This is a genomic window from Stenotrophomonas sp. GSD10, assembly GCF_056172695.1.
On sequence record NZ_JAOCMC010000002.1, the window covers coordinates 822,505 to 843,881 of the forward strand.

A 21,377-nucleotide genomic window follows, 5' to 3' on the forward strand; every position below is an offset into this window, starting at 1 on the left:
GGGGTAAGGCGACGTACTGCGTATTGCGTGATACGTACTGCTCGAACCCGTTACCGCAGCCGCTCCAGCGCGCTGCGGGCCCATGCGGCGGCGCCTTCCAGGCTCTGGAACTCTTCCACCGCGCGCATCTCGCAGCACGGATAGGACGGCGCGACCATGCGCACCAGTGCATTGCCCGGGCCCAGCTGCAGGAACACCCGCGCGCCGCGCTCGAAGGCCTGGCGCATCACCTGCGCCCATTCGATGGTCTGTGCCAGCTGTGCCGACAGGGTGTGCACCGTCGCCGCACGATCACGCACGGGTCGCGCATCGATACCGGCCAGCAGCGGCAGGCGCGGAGCCTGCAGCGGGGCGGCATCGAGTGCGGCGGCAAACGGTGAGACCGCCGCCGCCAGCAGCGGTGTGTGTGCGGGAACATGCACCGGCAGCACGCGGACCTCCGCGCCCTGTGCGCGTGCCGCATCGGCCAGTGCGTGCAGCGACGCCTGCGCACCGCCAACGATGAAATGATCTTGGCCATTGGCAATCGCCACGAAGGTGCCGTGCGCATCGCAGAGCGCGTGCAGTGCACTGCGATTCAGCCCGAGCACCGCTTGCAGTCCGGCATCGGCGGGGCCGGCGGCGTCCATCAGCTGCGCGCGCCGGGCGGCCAGCGCCAGGCAGGTGTCCGCGTTGAACGTGCCGGCGATGGCATGCGCGGCCAGCTCGCCGATGCTGTAGCCGGCCACCAGCACCGGCGCAGGCAGCGCTTCGCGTAGTCCCCGCCAGTGCGCGAGGGTGGCCGCACACAGCAATGGCTGCGCCAGCGCGTTGTCGAAGCGCGATTCATCAGCGGCCGCTGCGAACACATCGCGTCCAAGCACTGCGCTGGCAATCTCCAGTACGTCGCGCGCGGCAGGCAGATCGCGCACGCGCTCGAACATCGCCGCATGCTGCGCGCCTTGCCCGGGACAGAGCAGAGCCAGGCTCATGCGGCCTCCTGCTGCAGCAGGAACCAGCTGCAGGCGAGCAGATCGGCACTGCCGCCAGGGCTGAGGCGGCGCGCGACGAAGCGTGCACCGATGCCGTGCAGGCGCACTTGCCAGCCCGGTGCGAAGGCACCGCCACTTTCCAGAAAGCCGCGCGCCTGCTGCTGGGCCCAGAGCAGGCCGTCGATGCCGCCACGGTGCAGCAGGTTGAGGTCGTCGATGTGCGCAACCAGCTGCATCAGGGTCTGGCACAGTGCCGCGTCGCGCGGCAGCCCTGCGCTCAGGGCATGGCGCAGCGTGGGCACCGCCAGTTCGCGCAGCAACGGGTAACCGGCCGCCGCCTGTTCGCGCACGCCCGGCACGCCATGCTGCACTCGTGCGCGCTGCCCCGGGCTCTGCGCATCCAGTGGAGCACGGGCGAAATCGTCGGCCCAGTGCTGTACGCCCAGGCACACCTGTGTGGCAGGCACGCTGTGGCCGTGCTGACGCCGGCAACGTGCTGCGGCGGCCACCAGCAGGCCGAGGCTGAAGATTGCACCGCGATGGGTGTTGATACCCCCGGTGGCGCGCAGCATCGCGGTTTCGGCAGCGAGGCCGTGCGCGCGCAACCGCGCGAACGGTGCGTCTGCAGCGCCGGCGTGCGCCATCGCAGTGAAGAAGTGGCGCAGCGCAAACAAGCTGCGCAGGAACGTGCCGGCATCCATGTCGTCATGGCTGCCTGCATCAAACGGCGTAACCAGCCCTGGTTTGGGGGCCAGTGCCAGTTCGGCATGCAGGCTGGCGATGGCCAGGCGCCCCAGGCGCGCGCTGTCGAACGCACGTGCGCCGGGCAGACGGAGCTGGACGACGGCGCTCACGCCGCCACTCCGCTAGCCACGAACAGGTGCTCGCGGGTTTCCAGCGCGGCGCCATCCAGGCGCTTCACCAGCACCTGGCGGCTGTCGCCGGCATATTCACGCCAGTTCACCGCGCCGCCATCAGGCAGGCTCAGTTCGCCATCGACGCGACGGCCGTGCTCGTGCTCCCAGGCATTCAGGTGTGCGACAAGTGCGTCGGCCTGGGTGCGGGTCTGCACCTGCCACAACAGATCGATGTCCGAGCGTGGATGCACATACTGCAATCGGCTCAGATGCTGCCAGGCAAAGGCACCGAACACGCGTGCCGGTGCGATGCGCGCCAGGGTGTGCAGCGCCTGCTGCCAGTCGGTCGGGACACCGGCAGTGAGCACCGCGTCCAGTGTCGGCGGTGGTTGCAGGCGCTGCACATCCTGCAGCGGTACGCGCAGGGCGAGGCGCAGTTTGCCTTCGTTCGGCGGCAGCGGTACGCCCAGGCGCAGGCGCGGGTCGGGATCATCCACGGCACGACGCGCCACCATCGCCGGCAGGCCCTGCGCGAACCAGCCCGCGAGGCGTGGTTCCTGTGCGGCCACGTCGGCGCGCCAGTCGGCGTGAGCCGACAGCCAGACCAGCGTGTGGCGGGCGGGCCGCTCAGGCATCGCCGCCGGCCACGGCATCGGCAACAACCGCCGCCAGTGCACGACCGCCACGCTGTACACCCCGCGCCGCGCGGACGTCGCCTTCGCTGGGCGTGCGCAAGGCCTGCAGCAGATGCTGGGCCAGGTCGCCTTCCCACAGCGATTCCACGGCGCCCATGGCCACGTAGTTGGCCACGCCCGGTGCGAATACCGGTGAGCTCTGGCTGAGCGCCTGCAGCTTTTCCAGCGGCTGCTTGGTCACCCGCGCCATCGCGCGCAGGTCCATCACCCGCACCTGTGCGTCGGGCAGGGCATGGATGTGATCGGCCATCAGGCCGAAGGACAGGAAGCCGCCACTGACCGATTCGCCATAGACCAGGGTGACCAGCCGCGCGCCACGGCGACGCGCCAGATCGATGCTCTGTGCGAGGTGGGCGAAGTAGCCGTTGATGCCCAGCAGTTCATCGCGGCGCGCCAGGCGCTGGCCTGCGGTGTCGGCCAGCATCACGATCGGCCGCTGCGGGTGCGCGGCGGTGCTGGCCAGCACCGATTCGGCCAGCGCCAATGCATGATCGACACCGACCTCGATGCGGTCGGTGGTGCCGATCACCGTCACCTCGCCGTCGTCGGTGGTCGCCGTGCCGGACAGCACCGAGTCATTCACCGCGATGGCATGCCCGCGCGGGAACAGGGCATCGAGCAGGGGCTGCAACGCGGCGTTCATGGCAGGCTCCGGTCGCGGGTGGCGGCAAGGAAGGCGTCTGTGTCCAGCAGCGGCAGCCGCGCGGGTTCGGCGATGCCCTGGAGGGCCCAGATCTCCAGGGCGTCGCGGCAAACGCCCCAGGCCTGAACGCGGGCCTTCAATGCCGCATGCCGGGCCTGCAATGCACGCAGCGCTCGCTCACTGTCGCCGCTGTCGGCATCGGGGTGCAGCGCCTCGGCAGCGGCGCGGGCGAAGGCGTCGAGGGCGTCGGGCACCAGCACCTGGGCCTGGTCGATCAGGTAGCGGTGCTTGCCGCCGGTCACCCGCCACACCAGCGCGCGGTCGCGCGAGTCGAATTCCTCCACGCCGCGTACCGTTTCGATCACTTCCGGTCCGGACAGCGACAACCGGCCTTCCTCGGACATGATCACCGTGCTGCAGCAACGGGCGACGATGCCCATGCCACCGAACGCGCCATTGCCACTGCCGACCAGGGCGATGACCGGCACACCCGCCGCGCGCGCATCGAGCGTGGCGCGCATGATCTCGGAAATGGCGATCAGCCCGGCATTGGCTTCGTGCAGGCGTACGCCACCGGTGTCGAGCAGCAGCAGCACGCCCTCCGGGTGCGTCTGCGCCGCGCGGCGCAGCAGGCCGGTCAACTTGGCACCATGCACTTCGCCGACGCCGCCGCCCATGAAGTGGCCTTGCTGCGCGGCCAGCAGCACGCGCTTGCCGCGCAGCAGGGCCTCGCCGACCACGATGCCATCGTCAAACGCGGCCGGCTGTTCGAGCTGGGCCAGGTGCGGGCTCATCATCCGCCGCGCGGGGCCGAGGAATTCGCGGAACGAACCGGCATCGACCAGCCCGGCAATGCGCTCGCGTGCATCGGCTTCGTAGTAGCTGCGGCGCTGCATGTGGCTCATGGTGTGCCCCCGGCCAGCAGGGTTTCCACTGCCTGGTCCAGGCGCAGGCTGACCACCGCCGGTGTGGCGCCGGCGTCGTTGATCGACACGCGCACGTCGCGCAGCGGGTGGCGCTGGGCAAAGTCCGCGATCACCGCCTGCCAGATGGTGCCGAAGCCGCGCGCAGCGGTGACGATGCGCACCGTCATCGCGCCGTCCAGCGCGGCCGGCTCCAGCAGGATTTCCAGATTGCCCGAGGCCAGCACGCCGACCAGCACCGCATCGCGCGCGAACTGCACCGGGGTGCGGCCTTCGAATCGATAGTCGAGGGTTTCCATGCTCGATCCCTTACCAGTTGCGGAAGCGCTTGGGTGGGTCGTACAGCCCGCCGGACCAGCGCACCAGATCCTTCACCGAGCGCGCGGCCAGCAGGTCACGGCTGGCATCGCGCACGTTGATGCCAAGGTCGTCCGGGCGCTGGATCACGCCACGGTCGCGCAGGTTTTCCACCATCGCGCGGTCCCGGCCCATGCCGACGGCGGTGTAGCCGGCCACGCCACGGATGGCCTGTTCGCGTTCTTCCGGCGTGCGGCACAACAGCAGATTGGCGATGCCTTCCTCGGTCAGCACATGGCTGACATCGTCGCCATAGATCATCACCGGTGGCAGCGGCATGGCGGCGCGCTCGGCCAGCTGCCAGGCATCCAGGCGCTCGACGAAGGCCGGCGCCATGTGTTCGCGGAAGGTTTCCACCATCTGCACCACCAGCTTGCGGCCGCGTGGCATTTCGCCGGGGCGTGCCGCCTGCTGGCCAGCCTTGATCCAGGCATCGCTGGCGTGGCGACGGCCGCGCGCATCCGAGCCCATGTTCGGTGCACCGCCGAAGCCGGCGATGCGGTCGCGCGTGGCGGTGGAGCTGTTGCCCTGCAGGTCGATCTGCAGGGTCGAACCGATGAACATGTCACAGGCATACAGGCCTGCAGTCTGCGAGAACGCGCGGTTGGAGCGCATCGAACCGTCGGCACCGGTGAAGAACACATCGCCGCGCGCGGCGATGTACTGCTCCATGCCCAGTTCCGAACCGAACGAATGCACCGACTTGACGAAGCCAGATTCGATGGCCGGAATCAGCGCCGGATGCGGATTGAGCGCCCAGTGCTGGCAGATCTTCCCCTTCAGGCCGAGTGACTCGGCGTAGGTAGGCAGCAGCAGTTCGATCGCGGCGGTATCGAAGCCGATGCCATGGTTGAGACGGTTCACGCCGTACTCGGCGTAGATGCCCTTGATCGCCATCATCGCCATCAGCACCTGGATCTCGGAGATCTGCGCCGGATCGCGGGTGAACAGCGGTTCGATATGGTTCGGCGTTGGCGCCTGCACCACGAAGTTGACCCAGTCGGCCGGGATGTCGACGCGGGGAGGGTGTCGAGGATCTCGTTGACCTGGGCAATGACGATTCCGCCGCGGAATGCAGTGGCTTCCACGATCACCGGCGTGTCTTCGGTGTTCGGGCCGGTGTAGAGGTTGCCGTGGCGGTCGGCGGCCTGCGCGGCCACCAGCGCTACGCGCGGGGTCAGGTCGATGAAGTAGCGGCCGAACAGTTCCAGGTAGGTGTGGATGGCGCCGATCTGGATGCGCCCTTCGGCCACCAGGTTGGCCAGCCGCACCGATTGCGGGCCGGAGAAGGAGAAGTCCAGTTTCGAGGCGATGCCGCGCTCGAACACATCCAGGTGCGAGGGCAGGGACAGCACCGACTGCACCATGTGCAGGTCATGCACGCGGCCAGGGTCGAGGTCGGCGAGGGTCTGGGCGAGGAAGTCCGCCTGCTTCTGGTTGTTGCCTTCCAGGCAGACCTTGTCGCCGGGTTCGAGCAGCGCGTGCAGCAGTTCGCGCACGTCGTCGGCCGCGACCTGGTGGCCGCGCGCCCAGGGCGCGGCGCGCTCCAGGCGCACCCGGCGGCTGCGTTCCAACGTATCCCAGCTCGGGTTCATCGACCGGCTTCCGATTGGCGTTGAAATAATTACGGCATAATTATGGCGTGCAGTGCAACCCGCAGTGCAGCAAAAAGGGCCCGCGCGGAGGCGGGCCCATTGATCCAGGTAGTGCCGGCCGCTGGCCGGCTCCACGCGATGCAGGGTGATGGGGAGCCGGCCAGCGGCCGGCACTGCCGTTTGCAGTCGCTCAGAACTTCCAGCGCAGGCTGGCCGACACGAAGCGCGGCTCGCCGAAGTTGTTGTAGTCCAGGTTGGCCCAGTAGGTCTTGTCCAGCGCGTTGCGCACGCTCAGCGTCGCGATCCAGTTGTCGCTGATGCGGTAGTTGGCGTTGAACTGCACCAGCGAGTACGCGGGCTGGTTCACCGTTACCGTGCCGCCCAGCGGGTAGGCGATGTTGTAGCCCTGCACCTTGCTCTGCCACTGCACGCCGCCGCCGATGCTCAGCCGTTCCAGCGCGCCGCGCAGCTGCAGCTGGGTGTTGAGCTGCAGCAGGTCCTCGGGCGGGTTGGCGTACAGCAGGTCGGTGGCGGCGCGGGTCACCTTGACGTGGGTGTAGCCGGCGTTGACCGTCCAGCCCGGCAGGATTTCGCCGTTGACGTCCATCTCCCAGCCCCGCGCCTTGGTGCCATTGATGCCGATGTAGGCCGAGCTGCCATCACTGAGGGTGCCCTCCGGCACGCTCATGTCGCGCACGGCGTAGTTGTCCTGCTTGGCTTCGAACACCGCCGCATTGGCGGTCAGCCGGCCGTCGAACCACTGGGTCTTGATCCCCGCTTCCAGGTTCGAACCCTGCACCGGCGCCAGCAGGTTCTCGTTGCGGTCCTTGTAGTTCTGCGGATTGAAGATCTCGGTGTAGCTGGCGTAGGCCGACACGTTCGGGGTGATGTCGTAGACCAGGCCCACGTACGGGGTGATTTCGTCGCTGACCTTGTAGGCGCCGCTGGTGCCGGTATAGGCGCCGGCCGCGTTGTAGGAACGGCTCAGGGTCTGCCAGCGGCTCAGGCGCGCGCCGGCGATCAGCGACAGCGGATCGGCCAGGTGCAGGCGGGTGGCCAGGTAGACGCCGCTCTGGGTGGTCTTTGCCACGCGCCGTGCACCGGTGCGGGTGTAGGTCACCTCGGAAATGTCGCCGTCCCAATCGAAGACATTCGGGATGTAGTAGCAGCGCTCGCGCCCGCAGGTGGCCCAGTCGCGGGGAAATTCAGCGCGACGGTATTGGTGGTGCCTTCCAGGTCCGACCACTGCGCACCCAGGGTGAGGTCGTGGTCGCGGCCGAACAGCGGGAACGTGCCGGTCAGGTAGGCATCGACGTTGCGGCGGGTGTCCTTGGAATCACCCGCCGCGGCGCGCAGGTAGATGCCCGAGCCGGTCACCGGGTCCGGGTTGCCGGTGCCGTACAGGCGCACGTTCTGCACGTTGCCGCGGGTGTAGGCGGTGTTGATCTTCAGCAGCCAGTCCTCGCCCAGGCGCTGCTCCAGATTGGCGAAGGCCGTGTTGCTCTCGCGCTTCCAGTAGCTCCACTTCGGCGACAGGTTGGTCGAGCGCGCCAGGTGGGCAAAGTTGCCCTGGTTGTCGAAGAACGCGACGGTACCCCAGGTGGATCCGACCGGGTTGTTGTCCTGGCTCTGGTAGCCGAGGGTGATCGTGGTGCTGTCGGTGACGTCGCCTTCCAGCACCGCCATGCCCGCCATCTTGTTCTCTTTGTAGCGGTCGTAGTACAGCCCGCGATCGGTGTAGGCGGCGACCACGCGGCTGCGGAAACGGCCGTCATCGGTCAGCGGCGCGGTCACATCGGCCTCCATGCGGCGGTAGTCCCAGCTGCCGGCGCTGACCGCGAACGAGGCATCGAACTCTTTGCCCGGGCGCTTGCGCAGCAGGTTGACCGTGGCCGACGGCACGCCGGCGCCACTGAGCAGGCCGTTGGCACCGCGGATCACTTCGATGCGGTCATAGAAGGCGGTGTCGTATTCCTGGTTGGTCGAGCCGCTGTAAGTGGGAATGCCATCGACCTGGAAATCGGTGATGGCAAAACCACGGGCGTAGTACAGGGGGCGCTGGGTGTCATAGAAGGAGACGCTGACGCCGGTCACGGTGCGCATCACATCGTTGATGCTGAACAGCGACTCGTCCTGCAGGCGCTTGAGGCTGATCGCCGTGGCCGACTGCGGGGTTTCCTGCAGGGTGATCGGCAGGCGCGTGGTGCTCGATGGTGGTGCGGACTGTTCGGCGCGAACGCTGACCCGGTCCAGGGTCTTGGCATCGGCGGCGCCGTCGGTGGCGGCGAACGCGCTGGGCGTGGCCAGCAGGGTCAGCGACGAAAGCAGGGCAGCCGGCAGCAGCGCGCGGCGGGGCAGGCGGTTACGCAGGGTCAGGGACATGGTGGGCTCGAAGCGTGGAGGCGGGGAAGGGCGGCAACAGTCGTCCAGCACCCGGGGCGGCGGCTTCGGGCACGTCAGGTCCATCTGGGAGGGGCGCGGTCACTGCGCAGGACGCAAATGTAAATAATTCTTAACAACATTACAATTCGCGTCATTGTGCATCGGCTTTCCGGCACCAGGCATCGCCTTCTGTAGAGCCGAGCCCATGCTCGGCTGCTTTTTGCTGGAGCCGAGCATCGGCTCGGCTCTACAGCAGGGAGCCGCCCCAAAAACGAACGGCCACCCGAAGGTGGCCGTCCGTCTGCATCGAAACGCGGGTGCGGGCTTACAGCGCCTGCAGTTCCTCGTTGGCGTTGCGCTTTTCCTTGGCCGGTGCCGGAACCGCGGCCGGAACCACGGCGGGTGCAGGGGCTGCCGCACTGGCGTCCACCGGTACCTCCAGGTACGGCAGGTGCAGGGTCTGGCTGGTCAGCGTGCGGATCTCGTTGGTCAGCGCCGCGCTGTCGTTGAGCTTGCGCCCGTACGACGGCACGATCTCGCGCAGGCGCGCTTCCCAACCGGCCTTCATCTGGTCCGGGAAGGCCTTGGCCATCAGGTCCAGCATGATCGGCGGCGAGGTCGACGCACCCGGCGAAGCGCCGAGCAGGGCGGCGAGGGTGTGATCCTTGTCGGTCACGATCTCGGTACCGAACTGCAGCACCGCGCCCTTCAACGGGTCACGCTTGATGATCTGCACGCGCTGGCCGGCGGTCACCAGCTTCCAGTCGCCGGGCTTGGCGTTGGGGAAGTACTTGACCAGTTCGGCCTGGCGATCGGCATCGTTCAGGCGCGCCTGGCCCATCAGGTACTGCACCAGATCGAGGTTGTCCTTGCCCACTTCCAGCATCGGGCCGACGTTGTTGTGGGTGACCGAGGAGTACAGGTCCCACCACGAGCCGTGCTTGAGGAACTTGGTGCTGTACAGCGCGAACGGCCCGAACAGGACCACCGGCTTGCCGTCCAGCTTGCGCGCATCCAGGTGCGGCACCGACATCGGCGGCGACCCGGTCTCGGCCATGCCGTAGGCCTTCACGCCGTGGCGCGAGGTCACGTCCTGGCCCTGGAAGGCCAGGAACTGGCCACCGACCGGGAAGCCGGCGTAGTCCTTCGACTCCGGAATGCCCGACATCTGCAGCAGCTTCAGCGCAGCGCCACCGGCACCGATGAACACGAAGCGGGCGTGGGTGGTGGACTCGGTGCCGGCCTTGAGGTCCTTCACCGTCACGTTCCAGCTCTTGTCGGCGTTCTGCCGCAGCGCGCTCACCTCATGGTTCAGGTGCAGGCTGAAGTTCGGGCTGCGCTGCAGGCCGGTAGTCAGCTGGCGGGTGATCACACCGAAGTTGACGTCGGTGCCCAGCGGCATCCAGGTTGCGGCCACCTTCTGCTTCGGGTCACGGCCTTCCATCAGCAGCGGCGCCCACTGCTTGATCTGCGCCGGATCTTCCGAGTACTGCATGCCGTAGAACAGCGGGTTCTTCACCAGGGCCTGCTGGCGCTTGTGCAGGTAGGCGATGTTGTCATCGCCCCAGACGAAGCTCATGTGCGGGGTCGGGTTGATGAAGTCGCTGGGCTGGCTCAGCCGCCCTTCCTTGACCTGGTGCGACCAGAACTGGCGCGAGACCTCGAACGATTCGGCAATGCCGACCGCGCGCTTGGTCTCGATGCTGCCGTCGGGCAGTTCCGGGGTGTAGTTCAGTTCGGCGAAGGCCGAGTGGCCGGTGCCGGCGTTGTTCCAGCCGTCGGAGCTTTCTCCGGCGACGCCGTCGAGGCGTTCGTAGACCTGGATGTTCCAGTCCGGCTGCAGTTCCTGCAGGTAGGTGGCCAGGGTGATGCTCATGATGCCGGCGCCGACCAGCACAACGTCGACGGGCTTGTCGTTGCTGGCGGCGGGCACCGAGCGCTGGGTCAGCGGCCAGTACAGGAACAGCGCGGCGGCCAGCAACAGCAGCACGAGCAGGGCGAGCAGGGCCTTGCCAAATTTCTTCATGGGGGCGGGATCGTTGGCGGAGGGGAGGAGTTCAGGATGCGCATGGAGCAGGGAAAGGGCGTGAAGAAACAACGCCTTGCAGCATCCAGACGCGATTCTAACCGGATCCGGTCCTTTTTTGATGCAACGCAGCATCCGGCATGCCGCGCCATGCCCTCCCAACAGCGCCAGGCCCTGCCTGGCGACGCCTTCGATCAGACCAGCTCAAGAATCTCGTCACCCACCTCGTCGATCTGCCCGGTCGGGCGCCAGCCCAGGCGCCGGTAGAAGCCATGCGAACGCGAGCGCGGGTCGGCCGAGCAGGCCAGGAACAGCCGCCGGTGGCCGGCATCGCGGGTCAGGCTGACCACCTCCTGCAGCAGCTGGCGGCCGATGCCGCGGCCTTCGTAATCCGGAAGCAGTGCCAGCACCAGCACTTCACCGCTGTCGCGGTCGGCGAAGCAGTAACCGACCATGCGCTCGCCCTCCCAGGCGACGCGGCCGATGAAATCGCCGGCGGCGGTGCCTTCGGCCCACGTCTGCGCGGTGATGCCCAACTCGGCCAACTGCGCGGCACTGAAGGCGTTCTCGCGGGTGCGCCCACGCAGATCGATGCAGGCGGCGGCGTCTTCGGGGCGCGCATCGCGGACGAATACAGGCATGCAGGGCATCCTTGCAGTGATCGGCCGGCCAGTATCCGCATCACGCATGGACCGGGTGTGTAGGAACCATGGAGATCCGATGGAGCCCCTTTTCAGCGCTTGCGCCGGATCAGCGCCGAGGAGGCGTCCAGCACCGCGCGGGTCAGCAGGGCCATGGTCTGCACGTCGCCCTTCCAGTGCTGCCAGTACAGCGGCACGTCTTCCCATGCGCGCTGGCGCACGTAGACCAGGCGCCCGGCATCCAGGTGCCGCTTGACCAGCGGCAGCGGGTTCATGGTCCAGCCCATGCCCCCCAGGTTGGCCTGCACGAAGGCGCGGGTGGAGGGGATCCACCAGGTCGGGGCGGTGCTGGGCAGATCGCCACCGGCCATGCGCCGGGCGAAGCGCGACTGCATGTCGTCCTTGCGGTTGAACACCAGCACCGGCGCCTGTGCCAGCGCCTGCGCGGTCACGCCCTTGGCGAAATGACGTTCGCGGAATTCCGGGGTGCAGGTGGCGGCGTAGCGGATGCTGCCCAGTGCGTGGATCTGGCAGCCCTGCACCGGCTCGTCCAGCGTGGTCACTGCGCCCAGCACCGTGCCCTGGCGCAGCAGCTCCACGGTGTGGTCCTGGTCTTCCACGCGCAGGTCCAGCGTGGTGCCGGTGCTCTGCGCGAACTGATGGGCCGCCTGCGGGAACCAGGTTTCCAGGCTGTCGTGGTTCACCGCCACCGGGATGCTGGCCTGGGGCAGGTCCTCGTCGGCCAGGCCCATCCGATGCAGGGCGTCGTGTTCGAGCAGCGCGGTCTGCTCGGCCAGCTGCACCAGCAGTTGGCCCTCGGCGGTGGCGGTGGCCGGAGTGCCGCGCTTGACCAGCAGGCGGCCGACCCGGTCCTCCAGTGCCTTCACCCGCTGCGAGATGGCCGAGGGCGTGACATTGAGCGACTGCGCGGCGCGGTCGAAGCTGCCCTCGCGGATCACCGCGGCCAGGGCGCGCAGCTGGGCATGGTCGATACGCATCGAATTAAGCTCCGCTAATGTTGGTTTAGGAAGTTTAGCTCGTCTTTTTAATGTTGCGGCGCGACAATGGCGCCCGTTCCGGTGCTGTCCGCCTTCGCGAGGCACCGTCCCCCAGCAAGTAAAGGCAGTGAATCCCATGTTCTCGGTCATCTCCGCCAGCACCGGCCTCGGTGCCTGGTTCTCTGGTGCAGCTACCGGCATCGGCCTGTTCGCCGTGGTCGGCGCCCAGAGCGCCTTCATTCTGCGCCAGGGCATCCTGCGCAGGCACATCGTGCCGGTGGTCGCCACCTGTGCGGCCATCGATGCCATCTTCATCTTCGCCAGCGTGGCCGGCCTGCGCACGCTCACCTCGGCGTTGCCGTGGCTGACCACCGCCGTGCTGTGGACCGGTGTGACGTTCCTGGCCTGGTATGCCATGAAGTCGGCGCGCCGTGCGATTGCCGGTGGCGGTGGCATGGGCGAGGCCGACAGTGATGACGGCAGCCGCCGCGCGGTGCTGATGGCTGCGGTCGGCTTCTCGCTGATCAACCCGCACTTCTGGCTGGACATGATGGTCATCGGCTCGATCGCCGAGAACTTCGGCAACGCGCGCATGGCCTTCGCTGCCGGCGTGGTCACCGCCAGCTGCCTGTGGCTGACCGCGCAGGGCCTCGGCGCGCGCCTGCTGGCGCCGCTGTTCACCAAGCCCAGCACCTGGCGCGTGCTCGACGGCACCATCGCCGTGATCCTCAGCATCCTGGCCCTCATGCTGGCGCTGCGCGGGGTCCATTGACCCGGCGCACGCCCCCGAACCCACGTCCTGACTCTCTCTCCAAGGTAGTGGCAACGACGGCACCGGCAACGGTGCCGTCGTCTTTTCCGGCGCTGGCGGGAATGGCCCAGCCCTGCCTAGAATCGACGACCAGGACAAGGTGTCCACTGGAACAGGGGAAGGATGCGCAGGACAATTCTGGCGGTCGCACTGGTCGTCATCGGGGGCGTTGCCGCAGGCAGCGCGGGGGCGGTGGATCTGACGCAGTACCTGCGTCGGGAGACCTTCACCGACATCAAGATTTCGCCGGGGGCGAGTACGTAGCGGCAACGGTGCCGAGGGAGGACAGCACCGCGATCGCGATCCTGCGCCTGAAGGACAAGGAGGTGGTCGGCAGTTTCTGGCCGCCCAGCCGCAATCATGCGCAGACATTCGATTGGGTCAGCAACGAGCGCCTGCTGATCGGCCTGGCCGAGAAATGGGGCTCGCTGGATCAGCCCAACCCCACCGGCGAGCTCTATGCCATCGATGCCAACGGCAACCGCGGCGAGCTGCTGGTCGGTTACCGCGTCGAAAGCAAGGGCCCGGGTACGCGCATCCAGCCGAAGAAGGTCGAAGCGGTGGCCGCCTTCCTGGCCGACGACCTGCCGGGCGACGAGCGCAACGTACTGGTGACCGTGTGGCCGCTGGCCGAAGATCCCTTCACCCGCGTCGATCGCATGGATGTGGCCAGCGGCCGTCGTTCGCGGGTGGCGTCTTCGCCGGTACGGCGGGGTGAGTTCACCACCGACGGCGCCGGCGAAGTGCGTTTCGTGCACGGCTCCGGCAGTGACAACGTCAACAAGCTCTACTTCCGCGAGCGCTCCGGCGACACCTGGAAGCTGATCAACGACGAGGCCGTCAGCAAGCGCATCGAAACCGCCATCGGCTTCTCGGCCGATGACAGCCTGGCCTATCTCAACGTCGAGCAGACCCAGGGCCCGGATACGATCGTCAGCTGGAACCCGCAGACCGGCGAGCGTGCCACGTTGCTGCGCGACGAGGTGGTCAACCCGTATCGCATCATCCATCGGCCCGGTACCCACGTGCCGGTGGGCGCGCTGTACATGGGTGACACGCCGCGTACCCGCTTCTTCGACGAGAAGTCGCCGGAGGCGCGCCTGTACCGCAGCCTGGAAGCGGCCTTCGGAGGCCCGGTCTACATCACCTCCAGTACCCGGGATGGTCGCGTCGTGCTGGTGGAGACCTGGTCGGGTTCCAACCCGGGCGACTTCTATGTGTACGACACCGTGGCGCGCAAGGCCGATCACCTGATCAGCCGCAGCGACTGGATCGATATCGAGCGCAGCGCCAAGGTGCGCCCGATCGCCTTGAAGGCCCGCGACGGTCTGCCGTTGCATGGCTTCTTGACCCTGCCGACCGGCAGTGACGGCCGCAACCTGCCGATGGTGGTGCTGCCGCACGGTGGCCCGTTCGATATCTTCGATTCCGGTGAGTACGACCGCGAGACCCAGATGCTGGCGGCTGCCGGTTATGCCGTGCTGCAGGTCAACTTCCGCGGATCGGGCAACTATGGCCGGGCGCACACTCAGGCCGGCGCGCAGCAGTGGGGCGCGGCCATGCAGGACGATGTCACCGATGCCACCCGCTGGGCGATCAGCGAAGGCATCGCCGATGGCCGTCGCATCTGCATCTACGGCGCCAGCTACGGTGCCTATGCGGCGATGATGGGGGCTGCCCGCGAACCCGGGCTGTACCAGTGCGCGGCCGGCTATGTGGGTGTCTACGATCTGCCGATGATGTACACCCGTGGCGACATCCAGGACCGCGGCTCAGGCGTGACCTACCTGCGCGAATGGCTGGGTGATCCGGCCAAGCTGGGCGCGGTATCGCCGGTGAACCTGGCCGAACGGATCAAGGTGCCGGTGTTCCTTGCCGCCGGTGGCGAAGACAAGCGCGCACCGATCCAGCACACCGAGCGCATGGAAGCGGCGCTCAAGCGCGCCGGTACGCCGGTGGAAAGCCTGTACTACAAGACCGAAGGCCACGGCTTCTATACCGAGGCGCATCGCAGCGAGTACTACGACAAGCTGCTGGCGTTCCTGTCGCGCAGCCTGGGTGGCAAGACCGCCACCACCACACCTGCGGCCGGCAAGGATAAGGCGCCCTGAGCTGACAGGGCGGCGGATGATCGTTCCGCCGCCCTGCTTTTCCGCACGCGCGGGGTTTACTTCACCCCGTGCATCATCCGCTTCAGCAGCGGCGCGGCGATGAAGGCGGCCAGGGCACAGCCCAGGCCGATCCACATCAGCAGCCAGAACAGGTGCGCGTAGGCACCGGCCGCGGCCACCATGTCCAGCGATTCGCCTTCGGGCACCTCGATCGCGGCCAGCTTGCCGAACAGCGCGGCCAGCGTTTCCGAGAACGCAGTGGCCAGGAACCAGGTGCCCATCATCAGGCTCATCACCCGTGGCACCGCCAGCTGGGTCACCGCCGACAGGCCGACCGGCGACAGACACATTTCGCCGCTGGCCAGCAGGAAGTAGGCCAGCACCAGCCACCACACGCTGGCCATCTCACCGGTGGCCCCGACCTGCTGTGCGGCCAGCGCCAGTGGCACGAACGACAGCGCACCGATCACCAGGCCCCACGCCGATTTCACCGGCTTGCCCGGCTCCCAGCCACGGCGGTCCATCCAGGTCCACAGCGCGGCAAAGGCCGGCGCCAGCAACACCAGGAACAGCCCGCCCAGATAGGTGAGCGAGCCGGCGGTCTGCGGAATCACCAGGCAGTCGCGTACCAGCAGCACCAGCATCAGCACGACGATGGCGGCGAAGAAGGTACGCGGCGCGGTCGAGCCCGGGCGACGTTCGGACAGCCGCGCGCTGACCACGAAACCCAGCGGTGCCAGCAGCAGCGAGAGGATCGACCACGGCAGCGGGGTACCGCCGGTGATCACCAGCGAGGGTACGATGTCCTTGGTCAGCAGGCGGTCGGTGAAGGTCACCCACGAGCCGTAGGACTGCTCGTACATCGTGAAGAACACCAGCGCCATGAAGATCAGCACCATCAGCGCGATCATCTGCTGGCGTTGTACCGGCGTGCATTTCGTGCCGGTGAACCAGGCGAACCAGACCAGCACGCCCCCCAGCACCACCAGCATCAGCATCAGCGCCAGGCTGATTTCGCCGCCCAGCGCGAACGCGCCATTGCCGGCCGCCCACATCAGCCATGCCACCGGCAGCACACCGAGCACCGCGCACAGATAGATGAGCCATTCGCGCGGCAGGCCCAGCACCTTCTGCTTCAGCGCGGCCGGCTGCCGCGGTTCGGCATGGCCCTGCAGGTATTTCTGGCCCCACAGGAACATCGCCAGGCCAGCCAGCATGCCGATACCGGCCGCGCCGAAGCCGTACTTCCAGCCGTAGGCCTCACCGAGGAAGCCGCACACCAGCGAAGAGAACAGCGCGCCCAGGTTGATGCCGGCGTAGAACAGCGAGAAGCCCGAATCACGACGCGGATCGTCCTTGGCGTACAGCTTGCCGACGATGGTGGAGATGTTGGGCTTGAGGAAGCCCACGCCCATGATGATCAGCGCCAGCGACAGATAGGTCACTGCCAGCGCCGAGGTATCGCGCACCACTTCACCGTTGACCCGGTACGCCGCGTGGCCCTCGAACGCCATGCCGAGGTGGCCCAGCACCAGCAGGATGCCGCCGAACAGCACCGCCCGGCGCATGCCCAGCCAGCGGTCGGCCAGCATGCCGCCGAACACCGGGATGCAGTAGACCAGGCCACCGTAGGCGCCGAGCAGGTCCAGGCCGGCCTTGTCGCCGAACAGGTGGTACTTGGTCAGGTACAGCAGCAGCAGCGCCTTCATGCCGTAGAAGGAGAAGCGCTCCCACATTTCGGTGAAGAAGCAGACGTAGACGCCCTTGGGATGGCCCAGGAAGTCGTCGGAGGCGGTAGCGGCAACGGTCATCGACGGCGGGGACTGCGGAAAGGGCGCGATTATAGAAGGGGATGGCGCGGGGCATGCGGCTTATGCCAAATGCGACTTAATCCCCTCCGTCCCCTTTTTGCCGCAGGTGTGGGCCGGCCTTGCCGGATCGGCCGGTTGGCCTTGCCGTACCGGCCGGAGAGGGCGGCAGGCCCTGGGCGGCGGTGACCAACCGCACTGGACTTGCCGCCCCCTGACCGCTAGCGTGCAAGGGATTTTTGCCAGCAGGGGCTTCCATGAACCACGACGCTGCGCCCAAGCAGCTCACCTTCCGCGCAGTGGCCCTGGCCATCGTGCTGGCGGTGGTGCTGTCGGCCGCAAACGCCTACCTCGGTCTGTTCGCAGGCCTGACCATCGCCACCGCCATTCCCGCCGCGGTGATTTCCATGGGCGTGCTGCGCCTGCTGGGCGGTGGCTCCATCCTCGAAAACAACATCGTGCAGACCGGCGCTTCGGCCGGCTCGTCGATCGCCGCCGGTGTGATCTTTACCATCCCCGCGCTGGTGATCATGGGCTACTGGCCGGACTTCAAGTACTGGTGGGTGCTGGGCATCGCTGGCCTGGGCGGCCTGCTGGGCGTGCTGTTCTCGGTGCCGCTGCGCCGTTCGATGATCGTTGAAGACCCGCTGCCGTTCCCGGAAGGCAAGGCCGCCGCCGAAGTGCTCAAGGCCGGTGAGAATCCGGGCCCGGGCCTGAAGATTCTCGGCCTGTCGGCGGTGATCGGCGCCTTCGTCAAGCTGGCCGCGGAAAGCGGCATGCGCCTGATTCCCGATGCCTGGGCCACCTCGGCCTACGTCGGCAGCTCCAAGGTCACCGCCTTCATCGGCACCAACCTGTCGCCGGCGCTGCTGGGCGTGGGCTACATCGTCGGCCTGAATGTCGGCATCGTGGTGGTGTCTGGTTCGATCCTGACCTGGCACATCGCCATTCCGATCTACCAGGCGTTCTTCATGAACACCGATCCGGCCTTGGCCGCGTCGGTCGCCACCGCCTCGTCCACCGAGGCTGCGTTCGCCATCTGGGGCGCGAAGATGCGCTACCTGGGCGTCGGCGCGATGCTGATCGGTGGCATCTGGACCCTGATCTCGCTGCGCAAGTCGCTGCTGAACGGCGTCAAGAGCGGCTTCGCCGCCGCCCGCAAGAGCGGTGGCCCGGTACTGGCGCATACCGAGCGCGACCTGCCGATGAAGTGGATGCTGGTCGCCCTGGTGGCCTTCGTGCTGCCGCTGCTGGCCCTGTACCAGGCCATCGTCGGCCAGTGGCACGTATCGATCCCGATGACCCTCATCATGATCGTCGCCGGCTTCCTGTTCGTCTCGGTCTCGGCCTACCTGGCCGGCCTGATCGGCTCGTCCAACAACCCGGTCTCGGGCATCACCATTTCCACCATCCTGTTCGCCTCGGCCGTGCTGGTCGTGCTGCTGGGCGCCGATGGCCTCAAGCCGGTCGGTGCCGGCGGTGCGCCGCTGGGTGCGGTGGCCGCGATCATGATCGGCGCGGTGGTGTGCTGCGCCGCCGCGGTCGGCGGTGACAACCTGCAGGACCTCAAGGCCGGTTACATCGTTGGTGCCACCCCGTGGAAGCAGCAGCTGATGCTGGGCATCGGTGCGTTCTCGTGCGCGCTGATCATGGCCCCGGTGCTGAACCTGCTGGCTACCGCCTACGGCATTGGCGTGAAGTCCGAGCTGCACCCGAACGCACTAGCCGCACCGCAGGCCAACCTGATGGCCTCGGTGGCCAAGGGCCTGTTCGGTGGTGAACTGCCGTGGACCTTCATCGGCATCGGCGCCGTGGTCGGCGCCGCCATCATCGCCTTCGACAGCTGGCTGAAGGCGCGCAATTCACGCTTCCGCGTGCCGGTGCTGGCTGCCGCCATCGGTATCTACCTGCCGCTGGAACTGATGGTGCCGATCTTCCTCGGTGGCCTGATCGCCTACCTGGTCGAGCGCTTCCACAAGGTGCGCGCCGATGACGAAGAAGGCCGCGACCGCGTGCACAAGCCGGGCGTGCTGTTCGCCGCCGGCCTGATCACCGGCGAGGCGCTGATGGGTATCGCCATCGCGATTCCGATCGTGGTCAGCAGCCGCGCCGACGTGCTGGCCGTGCCGTTCCACCTGCCGGGCGCACAGTGGATCGGCCTGGCCGTGCTGTTCCTGGTCGGCTGGCTGATCTACCGCACCGGCAAGCGCGCCGTGGCGTAAGAATGGGTAGTGCCGGCCGCTGGCCGGCAATCCCGGAATCCCGTGATACCCCTGGTTGCCGGCCAGCGGCCGGCACTACAGCAAACCCCGCCCCGGCGGGGTTTGCTGTTTCTGGCGGCTGCCCGCCCGCAGGCATGACCGATGGCCTTGGCAGCCCTGGTCGCACGGGCCTACCATCGGTTTTTTGCCGTCCTGCGGAGACCCCGATGAAACTGCGTCATGCCCTGCTGCCACTGAGCCTGCTGGCCGCCCTGCCCAGCGTTGCCGCTGCCCGTGGCCTGGAAGTCCGCGACATGGTGGCGATGGACCGCGTCTCCGCGCCGGTGCTGACCGCTGACGGTGGCATCGTGGTGTTCGCCAAGCGCAGCGTCGATGCCAACCTGAAGGCCTCCACCGCGCTGTTCGCACGCAACCTGCGCACCCGCGACGCGGCCCCGCCGAAGCAGATCACCCCGGCCGGCTGGAACGTCAATTCCGCTTCGCTGTCGGCCGATGGCCAGACCGTGTATTTCCTCAGCGCCAAGAACGGCAGCCAGCAGCTGTACGCGCAGCCGCTCAACGGCGGCACGCCGCGCCAGCTGACCGATTTCGCGGTCGACGTGGACAGCTACCACGTGTCGCCGCAGGACGACCGCGTGCTGTTCAGCGCCGGCGTGTTCCAGGCCTGTGCCTCGGACCTGGCCTGCACCGAGAAGAAGCTCAAGGACATTGCCGGCGCCAAGGCCAGCGGCAAGGTCTTCGATTCGCTGTTCGTGCGCCACTGGGACACCTGGAACGACGGCCGCCGCAACACCCTGTTCGTGGCGCCGCTGCCGGCCGCCAAGGCCGGTCCGGTCAAGGGCGCTTCGGCGCTGAGCGCCACCATCGATGGTGATGCGCCGTCCAAGCCGTTCGGCGGCAATGACGATTTCGTGTGGTCGCCGGATGGCGCCAGCGTGGTGGCCAGCATCCGCGTGGCCGGCAAGCAGGAGCCGTGGTCGACCAACTTCGACCTGTACCGCTTCGACGCTGCCGGCAAGCAGGCGCCGGTCAACCTGACCGCGTCCAACCCGGCCTGGGATGCCGGCCCGGTGTTCAGCGCCGACGGCAAGACCCTGTTCTATCGCGCGATGAAGCGTCCGGGCTTCGAGGCCGACCGCTTCGGCCTGATGGCGATGGACCTGGCCAGCGGCAAGGCCCGCGAGATTGCGCCGCAGTGGGATCGTTCGGCCGGTGGCATCGCCCTGTCCGCCGATGGCGCCAGCATCTACACCACCGCCGATGACCTCGGCGAACACCCGCTGTTCCAGATCGACGTGGCCAGCGGCAAGGCCACCAAGCTGATCGGCGACGGCAGCGTCACCGCGGTCGACGTGGCCGGCAACAGCGTGGCGATCACCCGCAACAGCCTGAAGAGCAACGACCAGGTGCTGGTCGGCCTGCTGCCGGCCGCGGGCCAGCCGATCGGCGAGCTGCGCGCGCTGACCCCGGCCGCTGGCGACGTGCTGAAGGACGTGTCCTTCGGCGACTACGAGCAGTTCGAGTTCAAGGGCTGGAACAACGACACCGTGCACGGCTACGTGGTCAAGCCGCACAACTACCAGGAAGGCAAGTCCTACCCGGTGGCGTTCCTGATCCACGGCGGCCCGCAGGGCAGCTTCGGCAATGGCTGGAGCTACCGCTGGAACCCGCAGACCTACGCCGGCCAGGGCTACGCGGTGGTGATGATCGACTTCCACGGCTCCACCGGCTACGGCCAGGCCTTCACCGATGCGATCAGCCAGCACTGGGGCGACCGCCCGCTGGAAGACCTGCAGAAGGGCTGGGACGCGGCGCTGAAGAAGTATTCCTTCCTCAACGGCGACAAGGCCTGTGCGCTGGGCGCCAGCTACGGCGGCTTCATGGTCAACTGGATCGCCGGCAACTGGAACAGCCCGTTCAAGTGCCTGGTCAACCATGACGGCGTGTTCGACCAGCGCATGATGGGCTACGCCACCGAAGAGCTGTGGTTCACCGAGTGGGAGCAGGGCGGTACCCCGTACCAGAAGGCGGCGAACTACGAGAAGTTCAACCCGGTCAACCACGTCGCCGACTGGAAGAAGCCGATCCTGGTCATCCATGGCCAGCAGGACTTCCGCATCCCGGTCGAGCAGGGCCTGGCCGCGTTCACCGCTGCCCAGCGCCAGGGCATCGAATCGAAGTTCCTGTACTTCCCGGACGAGAACCACTGGGTGCTGAAGCCGAACAACAGCATCCTGTGGCACGACACCGTCAACGCCTGGCTGAAGCAGCACATCGGCGAATAAGCCGGTCCAGCGCCGCCCCCGGGGCGGCGCTCTGCTTGTTGTAGAGCCGAGC

The 21,377-nt window shown here is 67.5% G+C and carries 13 protein-coding genes and 3 pseudogenes; 4 read left to right on the forward strand and 12 right to left on the reverse strand.

Features of this window, described 5'->3' with window-relative positions; genetic code table 11:
• Positions 1-50: 50 nt before the first annotated feature.
• The 11 genes and pseudogenes from mdcH to N4G47_RS04040 all read right to left on the reverse strand — a co-directional run bounded on the left by mdcH (position 51) and on the right by N4G47_RS04040 (position 12,088).
• A complete protein-coding gene (gene mdcH, locus N4G47_RS03990) occupies positions 51-971 on the reverse strand; it encodes a malonate decarboxylase subunit epsilon (RefSeq protein WP_475285363.1) in 921 nt (306 codons plus the stop codon).
• Positions 968-1,825, reverse strand: a complete 858-nt coding sequence (gene mdcB, locus N4G47_RS03995) for a triphosphoribosyl-dephospho-CoA synthase MdcB (protein ID WP_475285365.1) — start codon at positions 1,823-1,825, stop codon at positions 968-970. The genes mdcH and mdcB overlap by 4 nt, the downstream gene beginning before the upstream one ends.
• Positions 1,822-2,463, reverse strand: a complete 642-nt coding sequence (gene mdcG, locus N4G47_RS04000; protein ID WP_475285367.1) for a malonate decarboxylase holo-[acyl-carrier-protein] synthase — start codon at positions 2,461-2,463, stop codon at positions 1,822-1,824. The genes mdcB and mdcG overlap by 4 nt, the downstream gene beginning before the upstream one ends.
• Positions 2,456-3,166 (reverse strand): biotin-independent malonate decarboxylase subunit gamma, encoded by a 711-nt coding sequence (gene mdcE / locus N4G47_RS04005; protein WP_475285369.1) that lies wholly within the window; start codon positions 3,164-3,166, stop codon positions 2,456-2,458. Before mdcE ends, mdcG begins: the two co-directional genes overlap by 8 nt.
• The gene (locus N4G47_RS04010) at positions 3,163-4,071 is read right to left on the reverse strand and encodes a biotin-independent malonate decarboxylase subunit beta (protein WP_475285370.1); all 909 of its coding nucleotides are present in this window, start codon (positions 4,069-4,071) and stop codon (positions 3,163-3,165) included. Before N4G47_RS04010 ends, mdcE begins: the two co-directional genes overlap by 4 nt.
• Positions 4,068-4,388, reverse strand: coding sequence for a malonate decarboxylase acyl carrier protein (gene mdcC / locus N4G47_RS04015; RefSeq protein WP_107230182.1), 321 nt, complete (start codon positions 4,386-4,388; stop codon positions 4,068-4,070). The genes N4G47_RS04010 and mdcC overlap by 4 nt, the downstream gene beginning before the upstream one ends.
• Before the next feature lie 10 nt (positions 4,389-4,398).
• Positions 4,399-6,041, reverse strand: a pseudogene (gene mdcA, locus N4G47_RS04020) (malonate decarboxylase subunit alpha).
• 190 nt (positions 6,042-6,231) lie between these two features.
• Positions 6,232-8,423, reverse strand: a pseudogene (locus N4G47_RS04025) (TonB-dependent siderophore receptor).
• Between the two features lie 325 nt (positions 8,424-8,748).
• Positions 8,749-10,449 carry a malate dehydrogenase (quinone) gene (mqo, locus tag N4G47_RS04030; RefSeq protein ID WP_475285373.1) on the reverse strand — a complete coding sequence of 567 codons (1,701 nt, stop codon included), beginning with the start codon at positions 10,447-10,449 and terminating at the stop codon, positions 8,749-8,751.
• A 194-nt stretch (positions 10,450-10,643) separates the two neighbouring features.
• Positions 10,644-11,090: a GNAT family N-acetyltransferase gene (locus N4G47_RS04035; RefSeq protein ID WP_279919910.1), complete on the reverse strand. Its 447-nt coding sequence runs from the start codon at positions 11,088-11,090 to the stop codon at positions 10,644-10,646.
• 92 nt (positions 11,091-11,182) lie between these two features.
• On the reverse strand, positions 11,183-12,088 hold the full coding sequence (locus N4G47_RS04040; RefSeq protein ID WP_475285375.1) for a LysR family transcriptional regulator ArgP: 906 nt from the start codon (positions 12,086-12,088) through the stop codon (positions 11,183-11,185).
• 136 nt (positions 12,089-12,224) lie between these two features.
• On the opposite strand from N4G47_RS04040, the gene N4G47_RS04045 reads away from it, so the two are divergent.
• The gene (locus N4G47_RS04045; protein WP_057496234.1) at positions 12,225-12,860 is read left to right on the forward strand and encodes a LysE/ArgO family amino acid transporter; all 636 of its coding nucleotides are present in this window, start codon (positions 12,225-12,227) and stop codon (positions 12,858-12,860) included.
• A gap of 162 nt (positions 12,861-13,022) precedes the next feature.
• A pseudogene (locus tag N4G47_RS04050) lies at positions 13,023-15,010 on the forward strand (alpha/beta hydrolase family protein).
• A gap of 56 nt (positions 15,011-15,066) precedes the next feature.
• On the opposite strand, the gene N4G47_RS04055 reads toward N4G47_RS04050, so the two are convergent.
• Positions 15,067-16,821 (reverse strand): peptide MFS transporter, encoded by a 1,755-nt coding sequence (locus N4G47_RS04055; protein WP_475285378.1) that lies wholly within the window; start codon positions 16,819-16,821, stop codon positions 15,067-15,069.
• Positions 16,822-17,075: 254 nt separating this feature from the next.
• On the opposite strand from N4G47_RS04055, the gene N4G47_RS04060 reads away from it, so the two are divergent.
• Together N4G47_RS04060 and N4G47_RS04065 are read left to right on the forward strand one after the other, a co-directional pair.
• Positions 17,076-19,040, forward strand: coding sequence for an OPT family oligopeptide transporter (locus N4G47_RS04060; protein ID WP_475285380.1), 1,965 nt, complete (start codon positions 17,076-17,078; stop codon positions 19,038-19,040).
• Positions 19,041-19,246: 206 nt separating this feature from the next.
• Positions 19,247-21,325 (forward strand): S9 family peptidase, encoded by a 2,079-nt coding sequence (locus N4G47_RS04065; RefSeq protein ID WP_475285382.1) that lies wholly within the window; start codon positions 19,247-19,249, stop codon positions 21,323-21,325.
• The last annotated feature ends 52 nt before the right edge of the window (positions 21,326-21,377 follow it).

Bases quoted from the DNA above. Each gene is read 5' to 3' on its own strand.
- mdcH (WP_475285363.1), bottom strand. From the start codon at position 971: ATGAGCCTGGCTCTGCTCTGTCCCGGGCAAGGCGCGCAGCATGCGGCG.
- mdcG (WP_475285367.1), bottom strand. From the start codon at position 2,463: ATGCCTGAGCGGCCCGCCCGCCACACGCTGGTCTGGCTGTCGGCTCAC.
- mdcE (WP_475285369.1), bottom strand. From the start codon at position 3,166: ATGAACGCCGCGTTGCAGCCCCTGCTCGATGCCCTGTTCCCGCGCGGG.
- N4G47_RS04010 (WP_475285370.1), bottom strand. From the start codon at position 4,071: ATGAGCCACATGCAGCGCCGCAGCTACTACGAAGCCGATGCACGCGAG.
- mdcC (WP_107230182.1), bottom strand. From the start codon at position 4,388: ATGGAAACCCTCGACTATCGATTCGAAGGCCGCACCCCGGTGCAGTTC.
- mqo (WP_475285373.1), bottom strand. From the start codon at position 10,449: ATGAAGAAATTTGGCAAGGCCCTGCTCGCCCTGCTCGTGCTGCTGTTG.
- N4G47_RS04035 (WP_279919910.1), bottom strand. From the start codon at position 11,090: ATGCCTGTATTCGTCCGCGATGCGCGCCCCGAAGACGCCGCCGCCTGC.
- N4G47_RS04040 (WP_475285375.1), bottom strand. From the start codon at position 12,088: ATGCGTATCGACCATGCCCAGCTGCGCGCCCTGGCCGCGGTGATCCGC.
- N4G47_RS04045 (WP_057496234.1), top strand. From the start codon at position 12,225: ATGTTCTCGGTCATCTCCGCCAGCACCGGCCTCGGTGCCTGGTTCTCT.
- N4G47_RS04055 (WP_475285378.1), bottom strand. From the start codon at position 16,821: ATGACCGTTGCCGCTACCGCCTCCGACGACTTCCTGGGCCATCCCAAG.
- N4G47_RS04060 (WP_475285380.1), top strand. From the start codon at position 17,076: ATGAACCACGACGCTGCGCCCAAGCAGCTCACCTTCCGCGCAGTGGCC.
- N4G47_RS04065 (WP_475285382.1), top strand. From the start codon at position 19,247: ATGAAACTGCGTCATGCCCTGCTGCCACTGAGCCTGCTGGCCGCCCTG.